This is a genomic window from Subtercola lobariae (assembly GCF_014640255.1).
GTDB lineage: Bacteria > Actinomycetota > Actinomycetes > Actinomycetales > Microbacteriaceae > Subtercola > Subtercola lobariae.
Genome location: NZ_BMGP01000005.1, coordinates 379,072 through 403,442 on the forward strand (window position 1 = coordinate 379,072; position 24,371 = coordinate 403,442).

The following is a 24,371-nucleotide window of genomic DNA, read 5'->3' on the forward strand; positions in this document are numbered from 1 at the left end:
ACAGTTATAACCATTTACGATAGGCGCGAGCATCAGACTCTGTCAAACGGATGCACCAAGGCCACCAGCACGGCACACAGGCCGAGTGGCCTACGAACTGTGCGCGTGCCGCTGGGCCGCCGCCCGGGCGAGCTTCTCATCGCCCGACTCGATGGCGTCAACCAAGCCCACGTGCAATTCGATGCGATGGGCGAAGTACGCCGGATCATCGGGGGTGTCTTCGCGGGTCGCCCCCACCGCTCGCGACTCGACGTATTCGACCAGCCCGAGGTAAGTCGTTCGAAGTACGTCATTGCGGCCGATCGCAGCGATTCTGCGATGGAGGGCCCACACGTCGCGAATGTAGCGATCGGGGTCTCCCGCCGAAATCGACTCGGCGATGCGACGCAGGTCACGAACGTCACGAGCCGTGCGGTGCGCCGCCGCCTGCGCCATGATGAGGCCCTCGAGTTCTTCACGCACCTCGATGGCGTCGGCGATCGATGACGACGAATCGCCCACCGCGAGCAACGTTCGCCCGAGCCTCACGATGGGATGCTGCGCCGCCACGAAGAGGCCTCCCCCGGGCCCGGGTCGCGGCACGACCATGCCCCGGTCTTGAAGCAAACGCACCGCCTCGTTCACCGTCGCACGCGCCATGCCCGAGGTCTCGCGAAGCTCTTGTTTGTTGGTGATCCAGTCGTCGGGTTTCAGCCCGCGCGCCTTGATATCGGCCTCGACCTGGGCAACGAGAGTTTCGGCTCGGGTGAGGGTTGTTCGCGCGGCCATGCCCTGACGTTACCGGAGGCACGCCGCCAAACGCACTCTCGAGAGTCGTGGCGGGGGGCCCACATCAATTTCTGAGAAAGGCTGTAATAGTTATAACCATTTGTGCTATTACTTGTGTCGAAGAGTTCATCACCGTGATGAATCGCGATGCAAAGGTGCCCGCAATGACGAATCCCGTGACTCCTGACCTGGCCGCGGCCGGGGCGACAATTTCTCCCCACGCCGCTCCCCCAGGCGGCTGGCCCAACCCGCGCAACGGGTTTCTGTTCTTTCTCGGCGCGGCGGCCATCGGCGCCGGAATCGCCGAACTCGTGCCCGTCGTTCTGACGCTGTCGGTCAAGGCAACGCTCATCGACAAGGCGAACGCCGTCACCATTCTGTCGCTCGCCATCGGCCTCGGAGCGGTCGTGGCGCTGATCACGTTTCCGCTCTTCGGCCGCCTGAGCGACCGCATCACGTGGCGCACGGGCCGGCGTCGGCCGCTGCTGATCGTGGGAGCCGTGCTCATCGCCATCGGCGCTCTGCTCACCTTCGCGGCGAACTCGGTGGGCCTGCTCGTGCTCTCGAACGTCTTCACTCAGGTCGGGTTCGCGGCAGCCATCGTGGGAGTGACCTCGGTCATTCCCGACCAGTTCGAACCTCTGAAGCGCGGGCCGGCCTCTGCGATCGTCGGCTTGGCGCTGCCGATCGGTGCCGTTGTCGGGCTGTTCATCGCCCAGCTGTTCTCACCGAACCTCGCCGGCATGATTCTCGTACCGGCTGCGGTCGGAATCGTGGGTGTGCTGTTGTTCGCCATCGTTCTGAAAGACCGCCCGTTTCCGCGTGAGCTTCGCCCACCGTTCACGGCGGTCGCTTTCTTCAGCACGTTCTGGGTCAACCCCATCAAGCATCCGTCGTTCGCCTGGGCGTGGTGGAGCCGGCTGCTGCTGTTCTTGGGCGTCGGTTCTGTTCAGGGCTATCAAGCGTTGTACTTGATCTTTGCGCTGCACTTCGACGCCGTATCCGTTGCCCGCGCCGTCTTCATTTCGACGCTGACGTTGACGGTGGCTGCACTGATCTTCGGCGGCATCACCGGCAAAGTGTCTGACAAAATCGGGCGTCGCAAGCCGTTCGTCATGGCCGCAGCCGTGGTGTTTGCCATCGGGCTGGTGACGGCGGCGAATGCGACCTCATACCCGAGTTTTCTCGTTGCGATCGCCATCGTCGGAGCCGGGCAAGGCATCTACCTCGCGGTCGACCTCGCACTGGTCAGTCAGATTCTGCCTGACCCTACGAACCCGGCAAAAGACATGGGCGTCATCACGCTGACCAGCACGCTGGCGTCATCACTGGTGCCGGCTATCGCGCCCGCGATTTTGACCATCGGCGCAACCTCGACGGTCACGCACAACTACTCGGCGCTCTTTCTCTCCGGAGCCGTCGCTGCGATCGTGGGCGCCCTCTTCATCATTCCGATTCGCGGGGTCAAGTAGGGGCGGCGGGTGCTTCCGGGCGCGGCGCCGTCAGCTTGGCGAGCCGCGACTGTATGGCGCTCGGCTGGCGGCCGTGGCGCTCGGCGAGCTCGGTGAGAGTGGCGCCGGTGCGGCGGCCGTCGAGCAAGAGTGCGTCTTCGTGTGCGCTCCAGCGCCGATAGGCCTGTGGATGCTCGCGCCTCACCTCTTCGACCACAAGTGCCAGCGACGAAACCGCACTCGTATGCCTCTCGGCAGCAGTCATCGGTGGCACGAGCTCCACTCGTTCGATGTCGCGCAGCAGATGACACGCCACCGCAGCGCCTTCGGCCCAGAACCACGCCGCACCCGAATCGAACGTGATCAGGTCGGCCGTGACCTCGGCGAAGCCGCCGTCAGCCACGACGATGCGAAGGGCAGATGGGGTTTCGGCGAGCATCCATCTATTGTCGAGAATTGATCATGAAATGGCAAGGGGGTCTCCGGTTCGCGCGCCTACTGGTCGGTCGTCGCCGCGTCGGGCCTCGCGGCATCGGCGTGTGGTGCGTCGGTCGTGTAGGCCGCTACCCGCCCGGTCAGCCGCATCCGCAACACCGTGTGCAGCACCGAGAGAACCCCTGCGACCACGGTGATGGCCGCGAACACTGCAAAACTCCAGTCGAGAAGCTGCGTCAGCTCCCAGGTCTCTTTGAGGGCGATGAGAAACGCGCCGGCGGCCACGATGATCCAGCCGGTCGCCTTGCTCATGAAGCCCAGCACCTCAGCCCGCTGCTGATCGGTGAAGCTCGACATGACGCGCTTCTGGTACTCCTTCTCGCGGCGCTGATGGATGATATAGGCCGCGGGTGGCAGCAACCACCACCACGGGCTGACCCTGGCAGGCTGCGGTATCGCTTTCGACACCACCTCGAACTGCTCGCGAACATCCGTCTGCTCGCTGAGCTCGATCGCGGCCTGATAGATAGGCCCGGCGAACAGCAACCACGCGCCCAGGCAGCCGAGGGTGATGATGACGATTTCCATATCGCCCCTGCCTTTCTCGACGACAAAAGCCCTGGAGACCCTCAGCGATCCGGGGCTTTGCGCGCCGAGCGTACTTCTCTGGCGGATTGACGGGCTGTGAACGTGCGACCCTTGACCCGACAAATTAGCCTAGCGTCGAAATGACGCGATCTGCTCAGTATCAGTGCCGATAGCTGTTGAGAAGCGCGTTACGAAGGATCTTTCGCACAGTCATCTTGAGGGAGTGGTTTCCGGGAAGAACAAGCCTTCGATTGGCTTCCCGAAGAGGCTGGAGATGCGGAAAGCGAGCGGGAGCGAGGGATCGTATTTTCCGGTCTCAATTGCGACGATGGTTTGGCGTGAGACGTTCAGCTGTTCGGCGAGCATCGCTTGGGTCCATCCCCGCACTTCACGCTCCGAACGAATGAGGCTCTCCATCAGGCTTTCGGAGCACCCGTGATGAGGTTCGTAAACTCCCAGGAGAGGATTCCGATAAGGGCTACTGGCCAGCCGGCGTTCGGCACGCTGAACCCGGCAGCGCTGAGAGTACCGAGAGTGATCGCAGCGAACATAGATACCGTAAAACCCACGGCGAGGCCCGGAAAGAGAAGCTTCACTTGGTATTCGTCCATCTGGCGAATACGCAGCACGATGACGATCACTACCCACACCATGAAGAGGAGCGGCAGCACAGCCCAGATGAGCCGCCATGGATTGGTTGCCTGACCCCACCGGAAAAGCGCAACGCTCGCGAGAAGGTAACAGCCAACTCCTGACCAGAGTCGCACGCGAAAGACTCGACGCCGTCGTCGTTCGACTGACGACTCACCACCGGAGTCAAGGTGCCTTGTCATGGTTTGATCGTAGGCAAAGCGAAGCACCATGTCAAGGACACTTGACATCGATCGCGGGTGGACCGTACCCGGAAATAGAAAAGAGACCGGTGCGGATAGCCTCCGAGACCGGCCTCTGACCTAGGTTTTCTTATGTCGGGCTGACAGGATTTGAACCTGCGACCCCCTGACCCCCAGTCAGGTGCGCTACCAAGCTGCGCCACAGCCCGTGGAGACAACTTGTCTATATTAGCCCCACATCGCGCCAGCCGCGAAACCGATACCGTTGCATCCAGGTATGTGAGCCCGAAGGATGCCCGGCATGACCATTTCGAAGTGGAACCTCGAGGAGCCTGACGACCGCGTGTCTCAGGCCGAAGCGTTCGCGCGGGGTAAGGCGCTGCGCAAAGAGGTACCCCGCCGGCTTCACGCGGAGTACATCGCCGACCCGCACAGAGACCCGCTGGGCATCCTGAACCAGCAGGCCGAGAGCCGGCTGCAGGAGTTGATTCCGCTGAGAAACGAGCGGATGCTCACCAGCCCTTTCGCGTTCTACCGTGGCACCGCGGGCATCATGGCCGCCGACCTGCGTGACGAACCGAACACCGGGCTGCGAGTGGTGAGCTGTGGCGACGCACACGTGAGCAACTTCGGGCTGTTCGCGAGCCCGCAGCGCACGATGGTGTTCGACCTGAACGACTTCGACGAGGCGGCAGTGGCGCCGTGGGAGTGGGATGTAAAACGGCTCGTCGCGAGCGTAGTGGTAGGTGCTCGCGAGTCGAACTTCAGTGAAGCGAACGTCAGGCTAGCGGCCCGTGCAGCGGCGAAGGCCTACCGTGAGGGGCTCGCCGACATGATGCAGCTGACGGTTCTCGAGCGGTATTACTTTCGCATCGACACCGAGGCGCCCGACCCGTACCTCGATTCGGCGGCGCAGAAGGTGCTCGACAAGGCGACCGGGCAGGCCCGAAAGCGCACGTCTGAGGCGTTCATCGAGAAGATCGCCGAACGCGGTGACGACGGGCGGCTGCTGATTCGTGAAGATCCGCCAGTGCTGACGCACATTCCCGACGCCACCGAAGAGCTCGTGCTGGAGTTGTTCGAGCAGTACAAGCGCGCGGTTCCCGCCGACATTGCGTTATTGCTCGGCCACTTCACGGTGACCGACGTGGTGATGCGTGTGGTTGGTGTCGGCAGTGTGGGCACCCGCTGCTACATTCTCATTCTCACCGGCCCTCAGGGCGAGTCGCTCGTGCTGCAGATCAAAGAGGCTCAGGTTCCCGCGAGCAGGCGGCGGTCATCGCGGGCTACCTCGGCACCTCAGAGGTCTTCGACCACGCGGTCACCGCCTGGGCGCTCGCCTACGCTACCCAATCCCTCTCAGACTTTCACGCCTTCGAGGCAGCCCACAGAGGCTGAGATCACAAAAAGTCGCCCACCCGCGCCGTTTTGGGCGACTCATTGTGATCGCTCATGGGTGGCCCCTCGCGAAGTTCTGGGGGGCGCGGGGTCAGACGCCCGCGAAGACTTGGGTGATGGTGGGGGCAGTGGATGGCACGTGCAACACGTCGATGGTGTCTCCGGCCTCGATGGCGCCGGTCTTCACCACGCGAAGGTAGAGGCCGGTTCGCTGGGCTTCGGCGAACCGTTTGACCCAGCCGCGGGCATCCGCACCGCCCACCCAGCGGGCGAACGTGGCGCAGGGAGTTCGAGGCGACGTGACCTCGACCACGACGGTCGGGCCGATGCGCCACTGCTCCCCCACGCGCGCGGCACCCAGGTCGAGCCCTGAGACGCGCAGGTTCTCGCCGAACCACCCGGCCGGAAGCGACCGGCCGAGTTCGCCCTGCCAGTACTCGGCGTCTTCTTGCGAGTAAACGTACAGCGCCTGCTCGGGGCCGCCGTGGTGTTTACGACTCGCCTGAACATCGGCATGCAGCCCGAGCTTACGCACGGCAACGGGCCCGTCGACCGGGCGTTTGTCGATGGCGGTGACTCCGACCGAGCCCGCGTCGGGCAGCAGCGCGTGCACAACGCAAGTGGCGAGCAGTTCGGGCATAAACGACCTCCGTACCGTGGCTAGTTCTGTCTCAAATTCTATTCACGCCCCGTCGCCCGCGCCGACCGACGAAATGGATCACGATTTTCGCCCTTCCCGGGCCGCGGAAGGGCGATTTTCGTGATCCATATCGAAGTGGCGGGCGGGGGCGGGCGCGGGGGTGCGCGTCAGATACCGCTGTTGATGCACGCGGCACCCGAGCGCGGGTCGGCCGCGGGGCAGGTGGTCTTGCCGCAGCGAGGGCAGCGCGGCGCGAGTGCGGGGGCGCCAGTGGATGCCCGGCCACTCCCCGGCGCATCGACCCCGCCGTTCATGCCCGCCTGTACCGCGGCGAGCGCCTCGGCGAGTTCGGGGTGCCGGCGGGTGCTGTCACCCCACAGGTGCACGGCGCTCACCGGCAACGGGCCGGCCAGATCGACCCGCACCACGATGTCGAGCGGCCGTGCCACCGCGTCGCTGTACGTCGTGATGTGCAGCTCGTGCCCCGGCTGCGGCCGCGCTGAGCGGGCAAGTCGTTGCGGCAGCAGCAGGTACGTCGACGGCGCGTGGTGGTGCCCGTCTTGCAGCTCGAACGGCGCGATGCCGAGGGCGCTGAGGGGCGTGATGGGGTCGCCTTCAGCGCCGAGCGCTTCGGTGAGAAACGCTCCCCACTCGAGCGACTCCGAACCAGAACCAGAACCAGACCCAGAACCCGAGCCCGCACTCGAACCGGTGTCGATTCCGGCCGCATCAGACTGCAGCGCGGCAAGCGGGTCGGAGACGAGTCGCCTGACGTGCGGCCGCGCCTCGTAGAGCGCCCCGCCCTGCACGGCCGCGATGAGTTCGCGTAGCCGCACCCGAGCCACCGCTTCGAGCAGGTTCTCGTCGGTCATGTTCTGCCGCACGATGCGCCGGGAGTTGTTCGATGCGTGCGGCAAATCGTGATCGAGCGCGTCGAGGCCGAGCTGATCGGCCGAGAGCCCGAGCCGCGAGCCGATCTGCGCGAGCATCTCTTCGAACGCTTCGGCACGCCAACCGACCCGAACGAGGCTGTGCGCCGCCGAGTGCTGCAGTCTGATCGACTCGGCAGAGTTGCCTTCGTAGGCCTGGGCGATCTGCATCGCGAACGGCATGGTGTGGTCGTCGACGTTGTCGAGGCCGGTGTTCAGCCACGCCGGGTTGACCGACCACGGCGTGTAGAGCGACACGGCGAGCAGTTCGAGCCAGTCCATCGCCTGCGAGTAGAGGCTGCCGAGGCGGTTCAGTTCAGAGCGGCTCTCGGCACTCGCGTCGGCAAGCTGATGCAGCTCTTCGAGGGTGGTGTTCACCGTTCGGTCATACGACGACCAGCCCCGGTAATACGAGGCCAAGAAGCCGGTGACGAAGAGGATGATCGCCACAATCACCCCCGTCACGATCATCCAATCGGCCGGATACAGGCTCCAGTCGCGAACGAAACCGAACAGTCGCGGAAGGAAAAACAGCAGCGCCCCGAGCGCAACGATGATGATGGTCGACACGACCGTGCGCACGTGAAAGCTCTGGCGCAACCGCACGAGAGCACCCGGCGCCGGCAACAGCACCGACGTGAGGCGGTGCTCGAAGTACGCCAGGTCGGTGCGAACCCGGTCGCGGGTGGCGTTCATGCGGTTCAGCGTCTTCCACAAGAACGACCGCTCGCGCTGGCCGAGCCAGAATTCGAACGACGAGAGCGCCGACCGGTACTGCTCCACGGCGATGGCGACCCGAGCCTGTTCGGCCCCGATGTCGGTGCCGGTGTGTTCGAGCGACTCGAGTTTGGTGGGCAGCGCGATGCACTCGGCGAGGTAGGGCCGAAGCGCCGCATACGGATCGTCGTCAGAGCCACCCACCACGTCGTCAGCGAGCGCTGGAATGAGTGCCGCGATCTCGCCCGCTTCGTTCAGGCTGATGGCACCGTTTGAGATGAGGTATTGCTTGAGCGTCTCGAAGCGCTTGGCCGCCGAGATGTATTCGCCCTGGGCGTGCGCGTAGCGCGTGGCGAGCCCGTCGGCCTCGGCCGAATGCACGCGAATCGCCTCGGTGAGGTCGTCACGCAGCGTCGCGCCGTCGTGCAGATTGCTCGAGCTGACCGTCGCCGGAAAGCCCGGCGGCACGGCGTCGGCCGGAAACACCCACTCGTCGTTTGCGTCGGGCAGCACGTCGCTGACCCGGCCGAAGACGGGAATCTTCTCTTCGATGGGCGAGAAACCGCGGCCCACGAGGTCTGAACTGCCGTCGAGCGCGCCGAACACGAGCTCGCGAAGGCCCGTCCACAGTCGCGGCGTCGAACGCAGTGCGCTCGCTGCCGCCGGCGAATGCAGGGCTTCGTGCGCTTTCTGTTCGGCCTCGAGCACCGACGAACGGGTGGCGAGCAGAAGCTGGTCGCGCGTGTCGACCTTCTCTTCGAAGCCCGATACCACCTCGAGCCGACCAGTCTCGCCCTGAAAGGTGTTGTGCATCATGCCCGCGAAGCCGCCACGAATCCAGGCGAAGAACCAGTGCGGCATCCACCGCAGTTTCTCGAAGCCGAACGCAATGAACATGCCGAGCTGTCTGAAGGCTCCGACGCGCTCCCGCGGCACTACTCGGTCGATGGCGGGTTGCCGGTAGCTGAGCTTCGCGTCGTCGAGGGCGAAGGCCGCATCGACCATGGCTGTGACGTAGTCGTCGATTCGATCATCCGGAATCGCGGCCGTACCGTCGGCCGGCACCCCGCGCGAGGGGTCGATGAGCGCTGAGTTCGGGTCGGCGGCCTGCGTCAGCACCTGAGCGGCCACCCGGCGGGCAAGCCCATCGGTGACCACGCCGTTCACGAACACGCGCGGCATGAAAATGCCGCTGGCTGCCGAAGCTTCGCGTTCGAAGGTGTCGAGCGAGCCGGTGGGCACACCGTTCCAGATGCCGCTGACGGTGGCGATGTGCATGAGCGCGAAGCCCACGAACCGCTCGTTGTCGCGCACGAAAGCGTCGCCGGCCCAGGGGCTCGAGCGGTCTTCTGGCGATGCGACGAGCGTGATGCCCTGGTCGTTCTGAGCCCATTCCACCCGCTGGCGCAGCTGAAACTCGGTGGGCGCGCAAATAAGGTTCACCTTCAGCAGTTCGGTGTGCGCCTTCAGGTGGCTGTAGTCGGGGTTCACCGAGGGCAGCGAGAGGGTGATGTAGTCAGAAACCGTTTGAGCGATGGCGTCTTGCAGAGCATCCTGTTGCCTGCTGGGCAGCGCCGAGCGCACCTTCACGAGCCGAACGAGGGTCAGCGGCTCACGAGCGAGGGCTTCGAACAGGTCGACGTCGATGCGCTGAAGGTCGTGATTCGTGTCGACACCCAGCGCCCAGGCCCGGATGCTCGGCGGGCTGTCAGGCAGCATGCTCACCCGCTCGGGCTCGACCCAGAGCGCGGGGCCCAACAGCGAAAGCTCCACCCACTTCGCCGCCAACTCCGCAAGGCTCGCACCCTGCTCACCGCTCGGCAACAGGATGATGCTCACCGCACCCTCAGCCCACACTCCCCTGCTGGCCACTAGCGTCTCGCCCCAGGCGCGTGGCCGGCCGCCGAGCCGGCCGTTGCTCTGCTGAGCGTCATCAGATGCCCGACTTCGCGGCCTTGGTCTCGACCACGCCGTCACGAAGGTCTGACAGAACACGCACGATGTCGTCGCGAATCTCCCAGCTCACGGGGTAGTTGTAGACGCTGGTCTTCAGGTCTTGGGTGGCGATCTCGGCCACGAACTCCTCGCGCTCGTCTTCGAGGAAGACGCGCAGCGCTTCTTGGCGGCCTGCCAGGGTTTGAGCGGGCATGCCGGCACGGGTCGCATCGGGTTCGGGAGCGTGCGGGCTCAGCCGGCCGTCACGAATCCAGCCTTCGAGCGTGCGCGAGAGCTGGCCTGCCGATGAGCCACCGAGATCCATGAGCACATGGTAAGCACGAAGCGGCTTCAGAGAACCTTCGGAACTGATCAGAGCCATCGCTACGATGAGCGACTCGAGCACGATGCCCGGGTAGTCGTTCGACGGCGCGATACCCGGGTAGAGCAGCGGATGCGGGAAGTGCGCGTACTCGAGGGCTTCCGGATCCCAGACGCTGAGCGCGGGGCCGCGGGCGTCGTCGGTGGCATCGACGGCGAGCTGGCCGAGCGACTTGGCCACGTACCAGCCGCGCAACACAGACTCGATCACCTCGGGGTCGGCCGGAACCGACTCCATCAGCAGGCGCGAGCGCTTCCACTTCCAGAACGCGGCGCGTGAATTGACGTTGTTCGACTCGGCGAGCCAGCCACGGGCGATGGGTTCCATCACCGAATCCATCACGAACGGCTGGTACGGGAAACCCGACATCGCGAAGATCTCGATGCCGTCGACCTTGGCGTCGGCGAACCAGCCCTTCGAAACGGAATCGTCCCACACACCCTGCGTGACGAGCGCATGCTTCGTCACCTCGAACATCTCGGTGCCCTCTTCGAATGGAATCGAGCTGAACACGAGACGCGTTCCCTCGCCGATCGACTTGCCATGCACTTCGCTGAGCAACGACGGGTTGAGCTTGACCAGCGGCTCGCTCGATCCGAGCGCCGCACGCAGCTGCTCCGTGAACTTGTCTTTGCGCTTCTTGAACTCGGCCGGGTCGACGTGCACCTGGTCGAAGTAGTTGCGCAGGTCTTCGGTGATGTAGCTCTGAAACGCGGTGCCTTGGCGCAGCATCCACACCCGTGCACGGTCGACGTAGACCTCGGGCTGATCGGCGAACTCGAAGCGCGGCAGCTGCGGCGAGTTCACCACGTGGGTCGCCTCGGCGGTGACCACGGGCTTCCACGAACGCGAATTACGGATGAGCGTCCACTGCTGCTCGGGCTCGACACCCTCATCGCCGACGGTGCCCACGAGAATCGTGTTCATGATGCGCGGCATGGCATCGCCGAACTTCAGACCGCTGGCCGCCGAGGAGACGAGCTGCTCGAACTCCTGCGGGTAGTCGACGTGCTCGACCAGCAAGCGTTCGTTCGGAGCGGGCTCGTACTTGCGCGGCACCGTGGTGTCGTCTTGGCGCGGCCAGAACTCGAACTCGTTAATGCGGCCGTCGGAGTGATTCGCCTCGGCGACGCGCGACTGCAGCGCCACCAGGCTCGAGGCGAGGTGGTTCTTCAGAGGCTCGATGAAGTCGCGGCGCAGTTCCACGAGCAGGGCGCTTGCGCACTCGCGCAGGCGCGCCTCCGACTCCCACTCGAACGCCTGACCGATGCGCCCGACGGCCAGGTCGACGGGCTCTTGTTCGGGCCGAATCGAGTTCTGATTCGACGACCGGCTCAGTTCCTCGTGAATGTAGCTCGGCAGCTGGCGAATCCAGCCGCGGCGGGTGTCTGCCTCGGCGGTCAGCGTCTCGGCAGCGCTCTTGATCACGCGAGTGACCCGGTTGAGCAGCTCCACGGTGACGGGCAACCCGTGCTCGCCGACCGCCTGCTCGACGGTGTGGATGATGTGCGCCGGCTCATTCGCCAGCCACTCGTTGAGCTTCACCTGCCGATTGGCGGTGTCTTTGGCCAGGTACCGTTCGGCCTTGTCGTTGTACTCCGCCGTGAGACGCTCGTACCAGACCGAGATGTCGAGCCCGCCGGCCTTGTCGAGCGAACTGGGCGCGCTCGACGATTCGAACACGTCTTTCTCGAAGTCGAGCTGTAGCGCCTTCTGTCCCGTCGCATCCCGAAGCGCATTGATCACGTCGTTGCGCTCTTCGGTCTCTTCGTCGAGCCGCGAAGCGCTGATGAACCCCGCGAGCGCCCACGACGCCTTCAGCTCGATCCACTCTTCGCGGGTGCGCTCCTTGAAACTCGGGTCGCTCTCGGCGTGCCAGTAGAGCATGCGGTCGATGGATGATCGGGCGAATCGCTCCGCCGCGTAGTCGAGAAACTTCTCTCGCCCGAGCGTCACGCGACCGAAACCGAGGCTCGAGAACGGGGGCGACTGATCGATCGGGCGCATCAGCCGCGACTCGTCGCTCAGCTTGTTGGCGCCCACGTTGGCCGTCCAGTTGCCGGTGGCGTACTCGTCGATGTCGCCCTGCACCCGGTCATCGGTCATCCACGCAGAAATGCTGGTCGCGAGCGCGGAGTAGACCTCGCCCTGGTTGTCGAACGAGATCTTCGAGTTCTGGCGGCCGATGATGAACGGGTAGGCACCACCGACCTTGTCGCGGGCACCGCCATAGCTCGGAGTCAGCCCTTTGCTCTTGAACAGCTCGATGGTCGACTCCGAAGGGTTCTTGGTCCAGAAACCGTTCATCGTCTCGGCCACCGTCGCAAGCGCATTGCTCGGGATGCCCCCCGAACCCTTGATCTGATCGAACACATCGGGCGCATAGAGCAGGCTGAAGAACTGATAGGCCCACGGGTGGGTTTTCGCGGTGGCCTTGATCGCCTCGATCACGTCGAGGTACTGGCCGGCTCCCGATCCTCCAGCGATCGACGACACGACGATCACCGTCGGGTTCGGCGTGATGCCGCCGTCGGCCTTCGCCTTCAGCACATCGCCGAGAGTGCGCAGCTGGCCGAGCGCCTTGGCGTCACTCATCTTGTTGATTGCTTCTTGCGCCGATTTCGCGATGTCGCTGAGCTTGCTCAGGGCGACCGCGCGGCCCACGGCGCGAAACTGCCCGGCGCCCTTAGTCACATCGACCGGAACCCGCTTGGGGTCGGGCAGCTGACGCACCACGTCGTCCATCACCTGCGCCGGAATCTTCTTGCCGTGCACGATGCCGCCGAACACTGATTCGTAGGCGCCACCGCCAGCCACGAGCCCCTTGTAGTTCTGGGGCGGCATGAACGGCTGCGGGTAGTCGGCACCGTCTTGCGTGATGGGGGTGTCGAAGTGCAGCATCTGCCAGGCATCCGGCAGTCCGTCATGCCAATCGGCCTGCTGCAGCCGAAGTTCGAGTGCGTGCCTGAGCCCGCGCAGCGTCTTACCGCCCGAGCCGCCGACGCCGATGATGAGAAAAGGTCTGAGCATGGCTTATTGCCTCCTGGGTCTGGGCGGTGGTGGGGGCGGCTGGTTTCCACCGGCGCCGTCGGGGCTGGATGCCCGGGGCACGGCCGGAGCCGCCTGATCGCCGCCGCGCGGCGCACTCGGCGCCGGTGGAGCTGATGGTTCGGAAGATGAAGGGGGTCGGGCCGCGGTCGGTGCGGTAGCTGAGGTGCTGGCAGTCGGCGCGGCCGGCGAAGGAATCGCTGGCGAGCGCGTCGAGGTGGAGGAATTTCCTCCACTGATGCCGCTGCCGGTGCTCCCGGTGCCTCCGGCGCCACCACTCGCTTGCTCCCCCACCACGACACGGGCACGCGACACCTTCGCCCAGAGCTTCGTGTCACGGGTGACGTCGAGCATGCGCTCCATGAACTGGTCGTGGTTGCGCGGGTCGTTGCGCTTATAGACGACCAGGGTTGCCGGAATCGGGCCGGCGGCCGGTGACTGCAGCAGATCGGCGTCGCGAATGACGAGAGCCCAGAGCTTGTTGAGCTGGTCGGGCATGGGAGCGATCATCCCGCGCTCGATGTCGCCGCGCGAGCGACCGAGGCGTCTGGCAGAACCTGTCGCCGCGAACGGTGTGAAGACTCGGCTGCCGGCAGGCGCCTCGATCTCATACCGAGTGTTGAACAGCCCCGGCTTCGAGCGCAGGGCACCCAGATCGGCGTCAGTCATTCTCTTCACGGTATCAAGCTGCCGCTGATAGGCGAAGTCGTCAAGCGATGCTGCCGAGAGGTCTGTGCCGCGAGCGCCCTCGATGTTGCCCTGCTGGCTGATCGTGGCAGGGAACGACCCACGCAGCAGCTGTCGCCCATGCGCGATACCGGCCGTGACGAAGTTCATCAGCCACAGCATGAACAGCGCGATCAACAGCCCGAGAACGATCAGGATGACCGCGGTGAGGTTGAACGCGGCGGCGTTCACCGGCCTGGTGGTCGAGAACGTGACCGGCACCGTTTCGGGCAACCCCGAGCCGTCGGCCGCGGTCAAGACCACCGGAAGCTTCGCCGTCACCGAGCTGTTGGCGGCGACCGGGTTGGTGGCCGCCAGATCGACCGTCACGCTCTGACCGGCGGGCACGGCGACGCAGCCGTTCGCGAGCTGCGCGTTCGAGGTGAACTGCCAGCTGCTCGAACGGTCGGCCGGGTCGTTCACGATCTGCGGCGTCACGCCGTTCGGGAAGCACACCGACCCGGCCGAACCGTCGGCGGGTGCTGTGAGCGTCAGGGTTCCGGAGGCCTTGCCCTTCGAGCCCATCAGCGTGCTGAGCGCAAGACTCGACGGCGTCACCGTGGGAAAGTTCGCCGGAATCGCAACCTGAAGCTGCTGCGACGCACTCACCGAGGCGAGCGTCGAGTTGCTCTTCGCGGTGGCGAGCGGGTTCAGCTCGTAGACCAGGTTCATCGTGCCGCCGTCGTCGGCACCGGGCGTGTAGTCGAGCGAGAACGATCCGTCGGCCGTAGCCGTCGCCGTGCCGATCTTCTGCGCCGATGATCCGTCGGCCGGCACCTTCGACACCACGAGTGAGTAGGTGTAGTTGCTGAGGTCGAGCGCGCGACCCGTGGTCGTGGCAATCGTGCCCTTCAGGGTGCCGGCGACCCCGGCGATCAGGGCGTTGCTTGTGTCGGGAACGATCTTCAGCCCGCTGTAGAGATACAGCTCTCGGTCGCCTCCAGCCGGGGTAGTGAGCATCCAATGGCCCTGGTAGGCGGCCGATGAAACATCGACGTCGATCTCGGTGACGCCTCCGGTCGTGGTGATCTTCACGCCGGGCTCGGTGCTCGAAGCCGTCAGATTCGGGATGCCCGAGCCCGCCGGTGCCGCGAGCGACCACGCCGGATCGACCGTCAGCACCGTGAAAGTCGATACCCCCGGGTCGACCTGAAAGCCGCCGTCGGCGTCGAACGGCTGCGGATACCCGCCGTTGATCAGCACCCCGAGGTTCGCGAACACGGTCGCGAGCTGCGTCGGGTCGGTCGCCTGAACGAGCGCGCCATTCACCGAGGTGCTGGGCGGCGGCGACTGCCCGCAGGTCACAGTGGTGCCGTTGACCTCACCCGACGACTCCACCAATGGCCGCATGTACTGCGTCTGTGTGGCGTCGGCGGGGTCGGGGTTTACCGAGAGCAGCACTCCCACCACAACGATTCCGCTGGCACGCATGTCGTTGAAAGCACCGAGGCCGTCGGCCGGCTCGCTCGAGCCGTCGACGGTGTTGCCGCAGAGCGTGTTCAGCGCTGCCGCGTTCTGCGCGTCGTCGTCGTGCAGGTTGAGAGCGCCGTCGGTGAGCCAGACGAGCATCTGGCAGCCGCCGTTCGCGGCGTGCTGGGCGGCGAGCGCGGCCTGGGCACCTGCGATTCCCGCGCCCCAATTCGTGTAGCCGAGTGAGGGCTGGTTGCGAATCGCCTGGTTGAGCGCGGTCGCCTGCGCGTCTGCCGTGTCTGCGGTGACCGGAGTCCAGTCGACGGCAGGCTTGAACTCAGTGCCGAAGAAACCGGCGCTGTAGTTGACCTGCACCCCGTTGCCGAGGTTCGCCAGCTGCTTGAGGCTGTTGCCGAGAATGTCGGCCCGCACGAAGTCGGGATCGGTCGCCGTGCTACCCGAGACGTCGGAGTAGAGACTGCCCGACGCATCGATGAGGTAGTACACGTCGAGCTGGCTGTTCGTGGCGATGCAGCGCCGCACATCGTCGATGGCGGCACTCCCGGTCGTCGACAACGACGACGTGCCGCTGCCGCTGGTCGCCGCGAGCACGGTGCTGCCGGTGGCGCTGGCGAGCGCCGCTGCATTCGTCGCCGCCGTGTCGCCGATCGCGCTCGCGGCATTCGCAGACCCAGTCGCGCCGCTCGCGCTCGCGGTTGCGGCCGGCACGGCCGCCGCGGCACCGAGTCCGACGCTCGCACCCACGGCCACCGCTGCCGCGAGCAGCACGGTCACTACCCGCCGCATCACGAGTTCACCCACTGCTCAGAAACCACTGTCGCCAGGTTCACGATGTGCCAGAGGGCGAGCAGAAAGCCGGCCCCGACCATCCATTTCAGAGCGAGGCTGTACCCCGGCTTCGGCGTGAAGGCGCGGTCGCGCAGCCCGTCGCGCTGCCAAATGCGATTCAGCCCGAACGCGAAGATCACCACGAGCGGAGTCAGAATGTACCCCACGAGGCTCAACCACCACTGCCCCGGCTCAATAATCGGCAGCGTCAGAAACCAGACACTGGATGCCCGACCATTCACCGCCGTCACAACCGCAATCGCGAGGCTGAGCGCTACCGCGACCACCCCGATGAGCAGCGGAATCGGGCTCGCCACATCGCGCCCGCCGCCGTTCGAGCGGCCACCAGCACCGCGCGCGCCACCGCCCGGCCGCGAACCCGAACCAGACCCTGAACCCGACCCAGACCCTGACCCGAACCGGCCCCCGCCGCCCGAGCCACGCCCCGAACGCCCACCGGCATCCTGACCCGATGCAGGCGGCGAATACCCACCCGGGCGCTCGGCCCGAGATCGGGGTACGGGAGGAGGCGGAGTTGTCATGCGAACACTCACCCCTCTTTATGGCCTGTTGGTCGGGCGCCGCTTCTTTGCGAAGTGTGTGAAGACACGAAGCGGCGCTGCTCCACGATAGCCGAGGCACTCTGGCAGCCAGTTGTGTGATGCTCGACAACCAGCTTTCAAAGCGCTGGGAGTGCCGAGCATCCGCTCGCCCGCGAATCGGCCTAAAACCCTACGGCCATGCGCATTCCGAGGGTCAACATCACCGCCGCGATGAACCCATCGAGAAGACGCCACGAGCTCGGTCGGGCGAAAAACGGCCTCAGCAGTCGTGCCCCGAAGCCCAGCCCGAAGAACCAGATGAAACTGCCCGCGATGGCTCCGCCGGCCCACCACCACCGTTGGTCGGCGCCCTGCTGATTGGCCACCGACCCCAAAAAGATCACCGTGTCGAGGTATACGTGCGGGTTGAGCCAGGTCAGCGCGACCATCGTGGTCAGAGCGACCTTGAGCGTCACGTTCGAGTTCACGTCGGCGGCCTTCAAGGCCTTCGGATGCACGGCTCGCCACGCTGCGATCAACCCGTACACGATCAGAAACCCCGAGCCCACCACGCGAATGACAACGAGCGCAGCCGGCGCCGCCTGAATCACCGCGCCGATGCCGAGCACCCCGGCGGTGATCAGCACCGCGTCAGACACCGCGCAGACGAGCACCACCGGCAGTATCAGCCGAGCGCGCCCCTCGATGCCGAGCCGCAGAACGTACGCATTCTGCGCCCCGATCGCGATGATGAGAGAGAGCCCGGTGAGCAGCCCGAGGAGGGCGGGCAGGAGGGTGGTCTCGAAGGTCACCTTTTCACGTTAGAAGCAGACACGTATTCAGTACAGCTAATGTTTCTTACATTGCCTAAGCTGAGCTAATGGCAAGCTTTCAGTTCGACCAGCTCACCACCCTGCTCGCACTCGTCGAAGAGGGAACCTTCGAGCGCGCGGCCGTGCGCCTGCACGTCACCGCCTCGGCCGTGTCTCAGCGAATCAAAGGCATGGAGCAGTCGGTCGGCCAGATTCTGGTCGAGCGCACGAATCCGGTTCGAACCACCACCGCCGGCGACATCGTGCTGCGGTACGCCAGGCTAGCCGAGTTGCTCGACTACGACACGAGGGTCGCGCTGGGCGGCGGCATCGACGACCTGGGCTGGAGCGCTGCTGACGGCCCTGCCGACGACGCTGACGACGACGCCGTTGACGGCGCCCGCGACGCATCAGGCACCCGTCGTCGCGCGCGCCCCAGACCCGCGGTTTCCATCGCCATCGCGGTGAACGCCGACAGCCTCGGCACCTGGTTTCTCGAAGCGCTCGCACCACTCGCCGAAACCCTGAACGCGGTCTTCGACCTCTACCGAGACGATCAAGAACACACCACCTCGCTCCTCCGCTCAGGCACCGTCATGGCCGCGGTCACCTCGACGGCCGATCCGGTACAGGGATGCACCTCAGAACCCCTCGGCATCATGCGCTACCGCGCCGTCTGCTCCCCCGCCTTCGCGGCGCGCTGGGCGCCCACGGTTCCGGTCCCGGTTCCGGTCCCGGTTCCGGTCCCGGTTCCGGACGTGGTTGCGGTTGGCGACGCGGACGCGGTTGCAGCCGCGGTTGCGCAAAAGCACCTTGCCGTCGCTGCGAACGTGCCTTTGCGCAACGCCGAGGCACCGCCACGGGGCGACCGAGGAGATTTCGGCGCGGAGGCGCGGGCGAGCCTCGCGTGGCTCGCGGCAGCTCCGATGCTCAACTTCGACCGCAAAGACGAGTTACAGACGGGGTTTCTGCGTGCGCGGCAGGCTGGACATGACGTGATGGCGGCGCCCGGGCATCCCGCAGCTCGAACGCCCACGCACTACATTCCCACCACCGCAGACTTCGCGCGCGCCACCCTGCTCGGGCTGGGTTGGTCATTACTCCCCGAGCAGCAGTGCCTCACCGCGCTCGAAGAAGGCACGCTGATCGAGCTCGACCCCGAGCATCCGGTCGACGTGCACCTCTACTGGCAGCGCTGGAACCTCGACTCCCCCACCCTCACAGCCCTCACGGCGGCCGTCCGCTCCGCCGCCCGGCACGCCCTCCGTACTTGAACATCGATCACAAAAACCGCCCCAAAACGCGAGCCTGAGGGCGGTCTTTGTGATCCATGCGGCGGAAGGGGGGCGGGCTAGCGCTTGCGCTTCTCGCGCACGCGCATGTTCACGTTGACGGGGCTGCCCTCGAAGCCCCAGATCTCGCGCAGGCGGCGCGTGATGTAGCGGCGGTAACCGGGGTCGAGAAAGCCCGTGGTGAACAAGACGAATGTCGGGGGGCGCGAAGACGCCTGCGTGCCGAACAAGATGCGGGGCTGCTTGCCGCCGCGAACGGGGTGCGGATGCTCGGCAGTCAGCTCGGCCAAGAAGGCGTTGAACTTTCCGGTGGGAATACGGGTGTCCCACGACTCGAGTGCGAGCTCCAACGCCGGAACCAGCTTCTCCATGTGTCGCCCGGTCTTCGCCGAGATGTTCACACGCGGCGCCCACGACACGTGCGCGAGGTCTTGCTCGATCTCCCGCTCGAGGTAGCGACGGCGTTCGTCGTCGAGCAGATCCCACTTGTTGAAGGCGAGCACCAGCGCGCGACCCGATTCGAGCACGAGGTCAATGATGCGAACATCCTGCTCGCTCACCGGCTGAGACACGTCGATCATGACAACGGCGACTTCGGCCTTCTCGAGCGCGGCCGAGGTGCGCAGCGAGGCGTAGAAGTCGGCGCCTTGCTGCAGGTGCACGCGGCGACGGATGCCCGCGGTGTCGACAAAGCGCCAGACCTTGCCCGCGATCTCGACCTGCTCGTCTACCGGGTCACGAGTAGTTCCCGCAAGCTCGTTCACGACCACGCGCTCTTCGCCGGCAGCCCGGTTGAGCAGTGATGACTTGCCCACGTTCGGCCGGCCGAGAATCGCGACCCGGCGCGGGCCGCCCACTTCTTGCTTGGCGACGGCCGAAATCTCGGGCAGCACGCGCATGATCTGGTCGAGCAGGTCGGCCACGCCGCGGCCGTGCAGGGCCGAGACGGGGTACGGGTTGCCGAGGCCGAGCGACCACAGCGACGCGGCGTTCGGCTCTTGGCGCACGTCGTCGATCTTGTTCGCCGCGAGAAAGACGGCCTTCTTGGTTTTGCGGAGCATACGAACGACGTGCTCGTCTGTCGCGGTGGGGCCGACGTTCGCGTCGACCACGAAGAGCACGGCGTCGGCCAGGTCGATGGCGATCTCGGCCTGTGCTGCGACGGAAGCGTCGATGCCACGGGCATCCGGTTCCCAGCCGCCGGTGTCGACAATGGTGAAGTTGCGCCCGGCCCATTCGGCCTTGTAGTTCACGCGGTCGCGGGTCACACCGGGGGTGTCTTCGACCACCGCCTCGCGGCGGCCGATGATGCGGTTCACCAGAGCAGACTTGCCCACGTTCGGGCGGCCGACGATGGCCAGCACGGGCAGCGCGGGCAGATACGTAATAGCGTCGGGGTCGTCGGTCGCGGCATCGAGAATCGCGAGGTCGTCGTCGCCGAGGTCGTAGTCGGCGAGACCTGTGCGCAGCGCCTCGGCGCGGCGAATCGACAGGTCTTCCTCAATGTCTGACAGACGCTCGACGAGCGCGTCTGAGGCGCCTTCGAAGTCGTCGAAGCCACCGTCGGTGTCTCGATCGGCACTGTGAATGTTAACCATGGGAAGCCCTCAATACTGCACGTTGTACAACATCGACCACCGCAGAAACGGTCTGGCCGAAGTCGAGTTCGGTGGAATCGACGGTGGTTACACCGTCTGCGGCGTTCATGAAGTCGACGACCCGGGAGTCAGCCCGGTCTCGTGATCGCAGCTGTTCACCGACGACGGCGGCCGACTGATCGACGAGTTCTTTCGAACGCCTCCCCATTCTAACCTCTTCTGACGCGGTGAGCAGGATTCGTGCGGTAGCATCTGGCGCGACCACCGTGGTGATGTCACGGCCTTCGACCACGATGCCGGGTCGGGCGGCCTCGACCACGATGCGCCGAAACAGCGCCATGAGGTGCTCGCGCACCTCGGGCAGCCGCGCCACGAGCCGCACTTCGCTGGTCACCCACGGCTCGCGAATGGCCACGGTCACGTCGTCGGGGCCGACTTTCACGAAGTACTGGTCGGGGTCGGTGCCGACGGCGAAGTCGAATTCGCCCAGCGATTCGACGACCACCAGAGGGTTTCCGGCGTCGAGCCCACGGTCGAGCAACATCCAGGCGAGTGCACGGTACGCGGCGCCCGTGTCGAGGTAGGCGTAGCCGAGTTCGCGTGCGGCTTGCTTGCTCACGCTCGACTTGCCGCTGCCGGCGGGCCCGTCTATAGCGACGACGATGGCGGTCATGCGCGCGCCCTTCGTGTGTCGCCGAAGCGGGCACGCAGCCCGCGAGTGAAGTTCCCGGTCATCCTGCGATCCGCCATCCGCGCTCGATCAACCACTCGGTCAGGTGCCCGAGACGCTCGGGAAGCACAGCGATCTCGGCGAACCCGACCTGCGCGCCCGGAGAGTGCTCCAGCCGCAGATCTTCGAGGTTCACGTCGGCGTTGCCGACCTCGGTGAACAATCTCGCCAGTTCGCCCGGGCGGTCATCCACCATCACTACCAGCTGCGAGTACCGCCGGTCGAGCCCGTGTTTGCCCGGAATACGCGCCACCCCCGCATTGCCACCCGCCAGCTCTTCGGCCAGCCGACGACTCGCACCCACCGCTTCAGGCGCCTCAAGTGTCTCGATCAGCCGGTCGAGGTCGACCCGAAACTGGTTCAGGATGCCCGCCACGGGCCCCGCGTTCGCCCCCAGTATCTGCACCCACAGTTGCGGGTCACTGGCGGCGATACGTGTCACGTCACGAATACCCTGCCCAGCCAGATTCACTGCAGCACCCGGAGCATCGATCAGCCGCCTGGCCATCAACGACGAGATCACCTGCGGCACGTGCGACACCAGCGCCACACTTCGATCGTGGTCTTCGGGCGTCATCTCCACGATCGTTCCGCCGAGGTCGAGAATCAGGTCGTCGATGGCGCTGCCGCGCTGGTACGAAATGCCGTCGTGCGCGGCAATAACCCACGGCCGCCCCAAGAACAGGTCGGCGCGGCCAGACAACGGGCCTCCGCGCTCCGCTCCGGCGAGTGGATGCGTTCCCACGTACCGAGACACGTCGGCTCCGGATGCCCGCAGCTCATGCAACGGCGCCAGCTTCACGCTCGCCACATCAGTCACAATCGCGTGCGGAAACGCCTCGAGCTCGGCAGCGACCACTCGCGCCGTGACGTCGGGCGGAACACACACCACGATCAGCTGCGGCTCATCGCCCTCGTGGGCCAGCCGCCCGGCCCCGTAGTCGACCGCGATGCTGAGGTGCGTAGGCGATGCATCGGCGAGAATCACGTCGAGCCCGCGCGCCTTGAGGCCCAGGCCGATGCTCGTACCGAGCAGCCCCACGCCGACCACGCGCACGGGCCCGGTCAATCTGCTCTCAACCATTCGAGCCCTCTGTCTTCGCGGCGCGCGACAGCGTCAAGATCTCTCCGAGTTCGTCGCGGTTCAGGTCGCGCAACTCCCCCGACCCCAACGAGCCGAGATGAAGCGGCCCGAACTGCCGCCGCACGAGCTCGGTGACGGGGTGGCCGACTTCTTCGAGCATCCGGCGCACAATGCGGTTGCGGCCGGAGTGCAGGGTCACCTCGACCAGACTGCTGCCACCCGAACTGTCGAGCAAGCGTGCCTTGTCGGCCACGATAGGGCCGTCGTCGAGCTCGACACCCTTGGTCAGCCGGGCGATGGTCTGCGGTGAAACCCGCCCTTCGACGCGGGCGATGTAGGTCTTCATCACGCCGAACGACGGGTGCGCGAGCACGTGCGCCAGTTCGCCGTCGTTCGTGAGAATGAGCAGCCCCGAGGTTTCGGCGTCGAGCCGGCCCACGTTGAAGAGCCGCTCTTCGAACTGGGCCGTGTATACCGAGAGATCGGGTCGCCCGTGCTGGTCGGCGAGCGAGCTGACGATGCCCACGGGTTTGTTCAGCATGACGTACCGCTTCGTGGTATCGAGCTGCACGGCGACATTGTCGACCGCCACCTTGTCGTTCTCGGGGTCTATTCGACGGCCGAGCTCGCGCACGACCTCGCCATTCACACGCACGCGGCCGGCCGTGATCAGGTCTTCAGAGACCCGGCGCGAGGCGACGCCCGCCGAGGCGAGCACCTTCTGCAGGCGCACGCCCTCGGGCGCGCCGGGCGCACCGCCGGGCGCGCCATTGTCAATGGAATTGGTCATCAAAACCCTCCGCACCATCGGCTAGGAGTGGTGAAATTCTGGGAAGTTCATCGAGCGAGTTGAGCCCGAGCTGCGTGAGAAGCACGTCTGTCGTTCCATAATAAATGGCGCCGGTTTCACTGTCGGTCGAAACCTCGGTGATCAGCCCGCGACCAAGCAGCGTGCGAACCACCGAGTCGACGTTCACGGCGCGAATCGAGGCGATCGCGCTGCGTGTGATCGGCTGTTTATAGGCGATGACTGAAAGCGTCTCGAGCGCGGCTTGCGAAAGCCGTGATGGATTCTCGGTGAGCACGAATTCGCGAACGATGCGGTCATACTCACCGCGCACATACAACCGCCAACCACCGGCCACCTCACGCAGTTCGAACCCGCGCCGAATCGTGCCGTTGACGCCGTCGTAGTCGTCGACGAGCCGCTCGATGGTCTGCCGAACGGCCGCCACCGGGCGCCCGAGAGTGGTGGCGAGCGCCACCAGCCCCTGAGGCTCATCGGCGACCATGAAGATCGCTTCGAGTGCTCGTTCGAGGTCGAGGGTGGGTGCATCCGGTGCCAGCTCATTCACCTCAGTTGTCATAGTCGGCCCCCAAGTTCGAGAGATTTTCGTCAGACCAGTTCTCGGCGCTCCACCGAATGGTCAGCTCGCCCAGCGGCTCGAGCTGCTCGAACGAAATCGCGGCGTGCCGATACAGCTCGAGCACGGCCAAAAACCGCGCCACCACGATTCCCTTCTCCACGATGCCCTCGATCAGCCGCCGAAACGAGACCGGCTCGCCCGACCGCAGCGCCGAAACCACGTGCGCAGCCTGCTCCCGAATGCTCACCAGCGGGGCATGCAGGTGCTCGAGCCCCACGACGGGCACCTCGCGCGGCGTCAACGCCATCATCGCGAGCGCCGCAAAATCGTCGGGGCTGAGAGTCCACACCAGCTCAGGCGTCTGCTGCCGAAACTTCTCTTCGAGACGAACACTCCGCGCGTGCCGACCGCCCTCTTCGTCGAAATTCGTCGCAAACCACGCCGAGACCTGCTTGAACGCCCGATACTGCAGCAGCCTCGCAAACAGCAGGTCGCGCGCCTCCAAGAGGGCCACATCTTCGGCATCGACGAGCTCGCCCTGCGGCAGCAGCCCCACGATCTTCAGGTCGAGCAGGGTCGCCGCCACCACCAGAAATTCGGATGCCCGTTCCAGCTCTTCCGCCGAATCGAGCGCTCTGAGGTAGCCCAAGAACTCATCGGTCACCGCGCTCAACGCGATCTCGGTGATGTCGACCTCGTGCTTCGAAATCAGCGACAGCAGCAGATCGAACGGCCCCTCGAAGTTCGAGAGGCTGAGCGAGAAGCCGGGTGTGCTGGGGGCTACCTCGCCGTCGGCGAAGGCACGGGCATCCGTCACCCGTGCGCCGCGACCGGCAC

The 24,371-nt window shown here is 65.5% G+C and carries 20 protein-coding genes, 1 tRNA gene and 1 pseudogene; 4 read left to right on the forward strand and 18 right to left on the reverse strand.

Annotated elements, in window-relative coordinates; genetic code table 11:
* Positions 1-90: 90 nt before the first annotated feature.
* The gene (locus IEX24_RS14975) at positions 91-768 is read right to left on the reverse strand and encodes a FadR/GntR family transcriptional regulator (RefSeq protein ID WP_188679560.1); all 678 of its coding nucleotides are present in this window, start codon (positions 766-768) and stop codon (positions 91-93) included.
* A gap of 164 nt (positions 769-932) precedes the next feature.
* Here IEX24_RS14975 and IEX24_RS14980 point away from each other — a divergent pair, with 164 nt between their 5' ends.
* Positions 933-2,240 (forward strand): MFS transporter, encoded by a 1,308-nt coding sequence (locus tag IEX24_RS14980; protein ID WP_188679562.1) that lies wholly within the window; start codon positions 933-935, stop codon positions 2,238-2,240.
* Here IEX24_RS14980 and IEX24_RS14985 read toward each other — a convergent pair.
* The 5 genes from IEX24_RS14985 to IEX24_RS15005 form a co-directional block, all read right to left on the reverse strand.
* A complete protein-coding gene (locus IEX24_RS14985; protein ID WP_188679564.1) occupies positions 2,233-2,658 on the reverse strand; it encodes a hypothetical protein in 426 nt (141 codons plus the stop codon). The two genes, IEX24_RS14980 and IEX24_RS14985, sit on opposite strands and share 8 nt — an antisense overlap.
* A 56-nt stretch (positions 2,659-2,714) precedes the next feature.
* The gene (locus IEX24_RS14990; RefSeq protein WP_188679566.1) at positions 2,715-3,242 is read right to left on the reverse strand and encodes a hypothetical protein; all 528 of its coding nucleotides are present in this window, start codon (positions 3,240-3,242) and stop codon (positions 2,715-2,717) included.
* A gap of 210 nt (positions 3,243-3,452) precedes the next feature.
* On the reverse strand, positions 3,453-3,659 hold the full coding sequence (locus IEX24_RS14995; protein ID WP_188679568.1) for a helix-turn-helix transcriptional regulator: 207 nt from the start codon (positions 3,657-3,659) through the stop codon (positions 3,453-3,455).
* A complete protein-coding gene (locus IEX24_RS15000) occupies positions 3,659-4,075 on the reverse strand; it encodes a hypothetical protein (RefSeq protein WP_188679570.1) in 417 nt (138 codons plus the stop codon). The genes IEX24_RS14995 and IEX24_RS15000 overlap by 1 nt, the downstream gene beginning before the upstream one ends.
* A gap of 135 nt (positions 4,076-4,210) precedes the next feature.
* Positions 4,211-4,284: transfer RNA gene (locus tag IEX24_RS15005), tRNA-Pro, on the reverse strand.
* Between the two features lie 299 nt (positions 4,285-4,583).
* Here IEX24_RS15005 and IEX24_RS19650 point away from each other — a divergent pair.
* Positions 4,584-5,312: pseudogene (locus tag IEX24_RS19650) on the forward strand (DUF2252 family protein); the annotation flags it as partial.
* A gap of 252 nt (positions 5,313-5,564) precedes the next feature.
* On the opposite strand, the gene IEX24_RS15015 reads toward IEX24_RS19650, so the two are convergent.
* Complete coding sequence (locus IEX24_RS15015; protein WP_372435739.1) at positions 5,565-6,008, reverse strand: MOSC domain-containing protein; 444 nt, start codon at positions 6,006-6,008, stop codon at positions 5,565-5,567.
* Here IEX24_RS15015 and IEX24_RS20075 point away from each other — a divergent pair.
* Positions 5,958-6,137 carry a hypothetical protein gene (locus IEX24_RS20075; RefSeq protein WP_373283855.1) on the forward strand — a complete coding sequence of 60 codons (180 nt, stop codon included), beginning with the start codon at positions 5,958-5,960 and terminating at the stop codon, positions 6,135-6,137. The genes IEX24_RS15015 and IEX24_RS20075 overlap by 51 nt on opposite strands.
* 143 nt (positions 6,138-6,280) lie before the next feature.
* Here IEX24_RS20075 and IEX24_RS15020 read toward each other — a convergent pair whose 3' ends face one another.
* From IEX24_RS15020 to IEX24_RS15040, 5 genes are all read right to left on the reverse strand, one after another.
* Positions 6,281-9,631 carry a hypothetical protein gene (locus tag IEX24_RS15020; protein WP_188679573.1) on the reverse strand — a complete coding sequence of 1,117 codons (3,351 nt, stop codon included), beginning with the start codon at positions 9,629-9,631 and terminating at the stop codon, positions 6,281-6,283.
* Between the two features lie 61 nt (positions 9,632-9,692).
* Complete coding sequence (locus tag IEX24_RS15025; RefSeq protein ID WP_188679575.1) at positions 9,693-13,106, reverse strand: tubulin-like doman-containing protein; 3,414 nt, start codon at positions 13,104-13,106, stop codon at positions 9,693-9,695.
* Between the two features lie 3 nt (positions 13,107-13,109).
* Complete coding sequence (locus IEX24_RS15030) at positions 13,110-16,082, reverse strand: hypothetical protein (RefSeq protein WP_188679577.1); 2,973 nt, start codon at positions 16,080-16,082, stop codon at positions 13,110-13,112.
* On the reverse strand, positions 16,067-16,651 hold the full coding sequence (locus IEX24_RS15035; RefSeq protein WP_188679579.1) for a hypothetical protein: 585 nt from the start codon (positions 16,649-16,651) through the stop codon (positions 16,067-16,069). Before IEX24_RS15035 ends, IEX24_RS15030 begins: the two co-directional genes overlap by 16 nt.
* A 182-nt stretch (positions 16,652-16,833) precedes the next feature.
* Entirely contained in the window at positions 16,834-17,463 is a 630-nt protein-coding gene (locus IEX24_RS15040; protein WP_188679581.1) for a LysE/ArgO family amino acid transporter, read from the reverse strand.
* Between the two features lie 68 nt (positions 17,464-17,531).
* Here IEX24_RS15040 and IEX24_RS15045 point away from each other — a divergent pair, with 68 nt between their 5' ends.
* Positions 17,532-18,737 carry a LysR family transcriptional regulator ArgP gene (locus IEX24_RS15045; RefSeq protein WP_188679583.1) on the forward strand — a complete coding sequence of 402 codons (1,206 nt, stop codon included), beginning with the start codon at positions 17,532-17,534 and terminating at the stop codon, positions 18,735-18,737.
* Positions 18,738-18,814: 77 nt separating this feature from the next.
* Here IEX24_RS15045 and der read toward each other — a convergent pair whose 3' ends face one another.
* From der to IEX24_RS15075, 6 genes are read right to left on the reverse strand one after another with little or no spacing between them, the layout of a single operon-like run.
* Positions 18,815-20,353, reverse strand: a complete 1,539-nt coding sequence (gene der, locus IEX24_RS15050) for a ribosome biogenesis GTPase Der (protein WP_188679586.1) — start codon at positions 20,351-20,353, stop codon at positions 18,815-18,817.
* A complete protein-coding gene (gene cmk / locus IEX24_RS15055) occupies positions 20,346-21,026 on the reverse strand; it encodes a (d)CMP kinase (RefSeq protein ID WP_188679588.1) in 681 nt (226 codons plus the stop codon). Before cmk ends, der begins: the two co-directional genes overlap by 8 nt.
* Positions 21,027-21,084: 58 nt before the next feature.
* Positions 21,085-22,167, reverse strand: a complete 1,083-nt coding sequence (locus tag IEX24_RS15060) for a prephenate dehydrogenase (RefSeq protein WP_188679589.1) — start codon at positions 22,165-22,167, stop codon at positions 21,085-21,087.
* Positions 22,160-22,957, reverse strand: a complete 798-nt coding sequence (locus IEX24_RS15065; RefSeq protein ID WP_188679591.1) for a pseudouridine synthase — start codon at positions 22,955-22,957, stop codon at positions 22,160-22,162. The genes IEX24_RS15060 and IEX24_RS15065 overlap by 8 nt, the downstream gene beginning before the upstream one ends.
* Positions 22,941-23,534 carry an SMC-Scp complex subunit ScpB gene (scpB, locus tag IEX24_RS15070; RefSeq protein WP_188679593.1) on the reverse strand — a complete coding sequence of 198 codons (594 nt, stop codon included), beginning with the start codon at positions 23,532-23,534 and terminating at the stop codon, positions 22,941-22,943. Before scpB ends, IEX24_RS15065 begins: the two co-directional genes overlap by 17 nt.
* A complete protein-coding gene (locus IEX24_RS15075; protein WP_229715387.1) occupies positions 23,524-24,351 on the reverse strand; it encodes a segregation and condensation protein A in 828 nt (275 codons plus the stop codon). The genes scpB and IEX24_RS15075 overlap by 11 nt, the downstream gene beginning before the upstream one ends.
* Between the last annotated feature and the right edge of the window lie 20 nt (positions 24,352-24,371).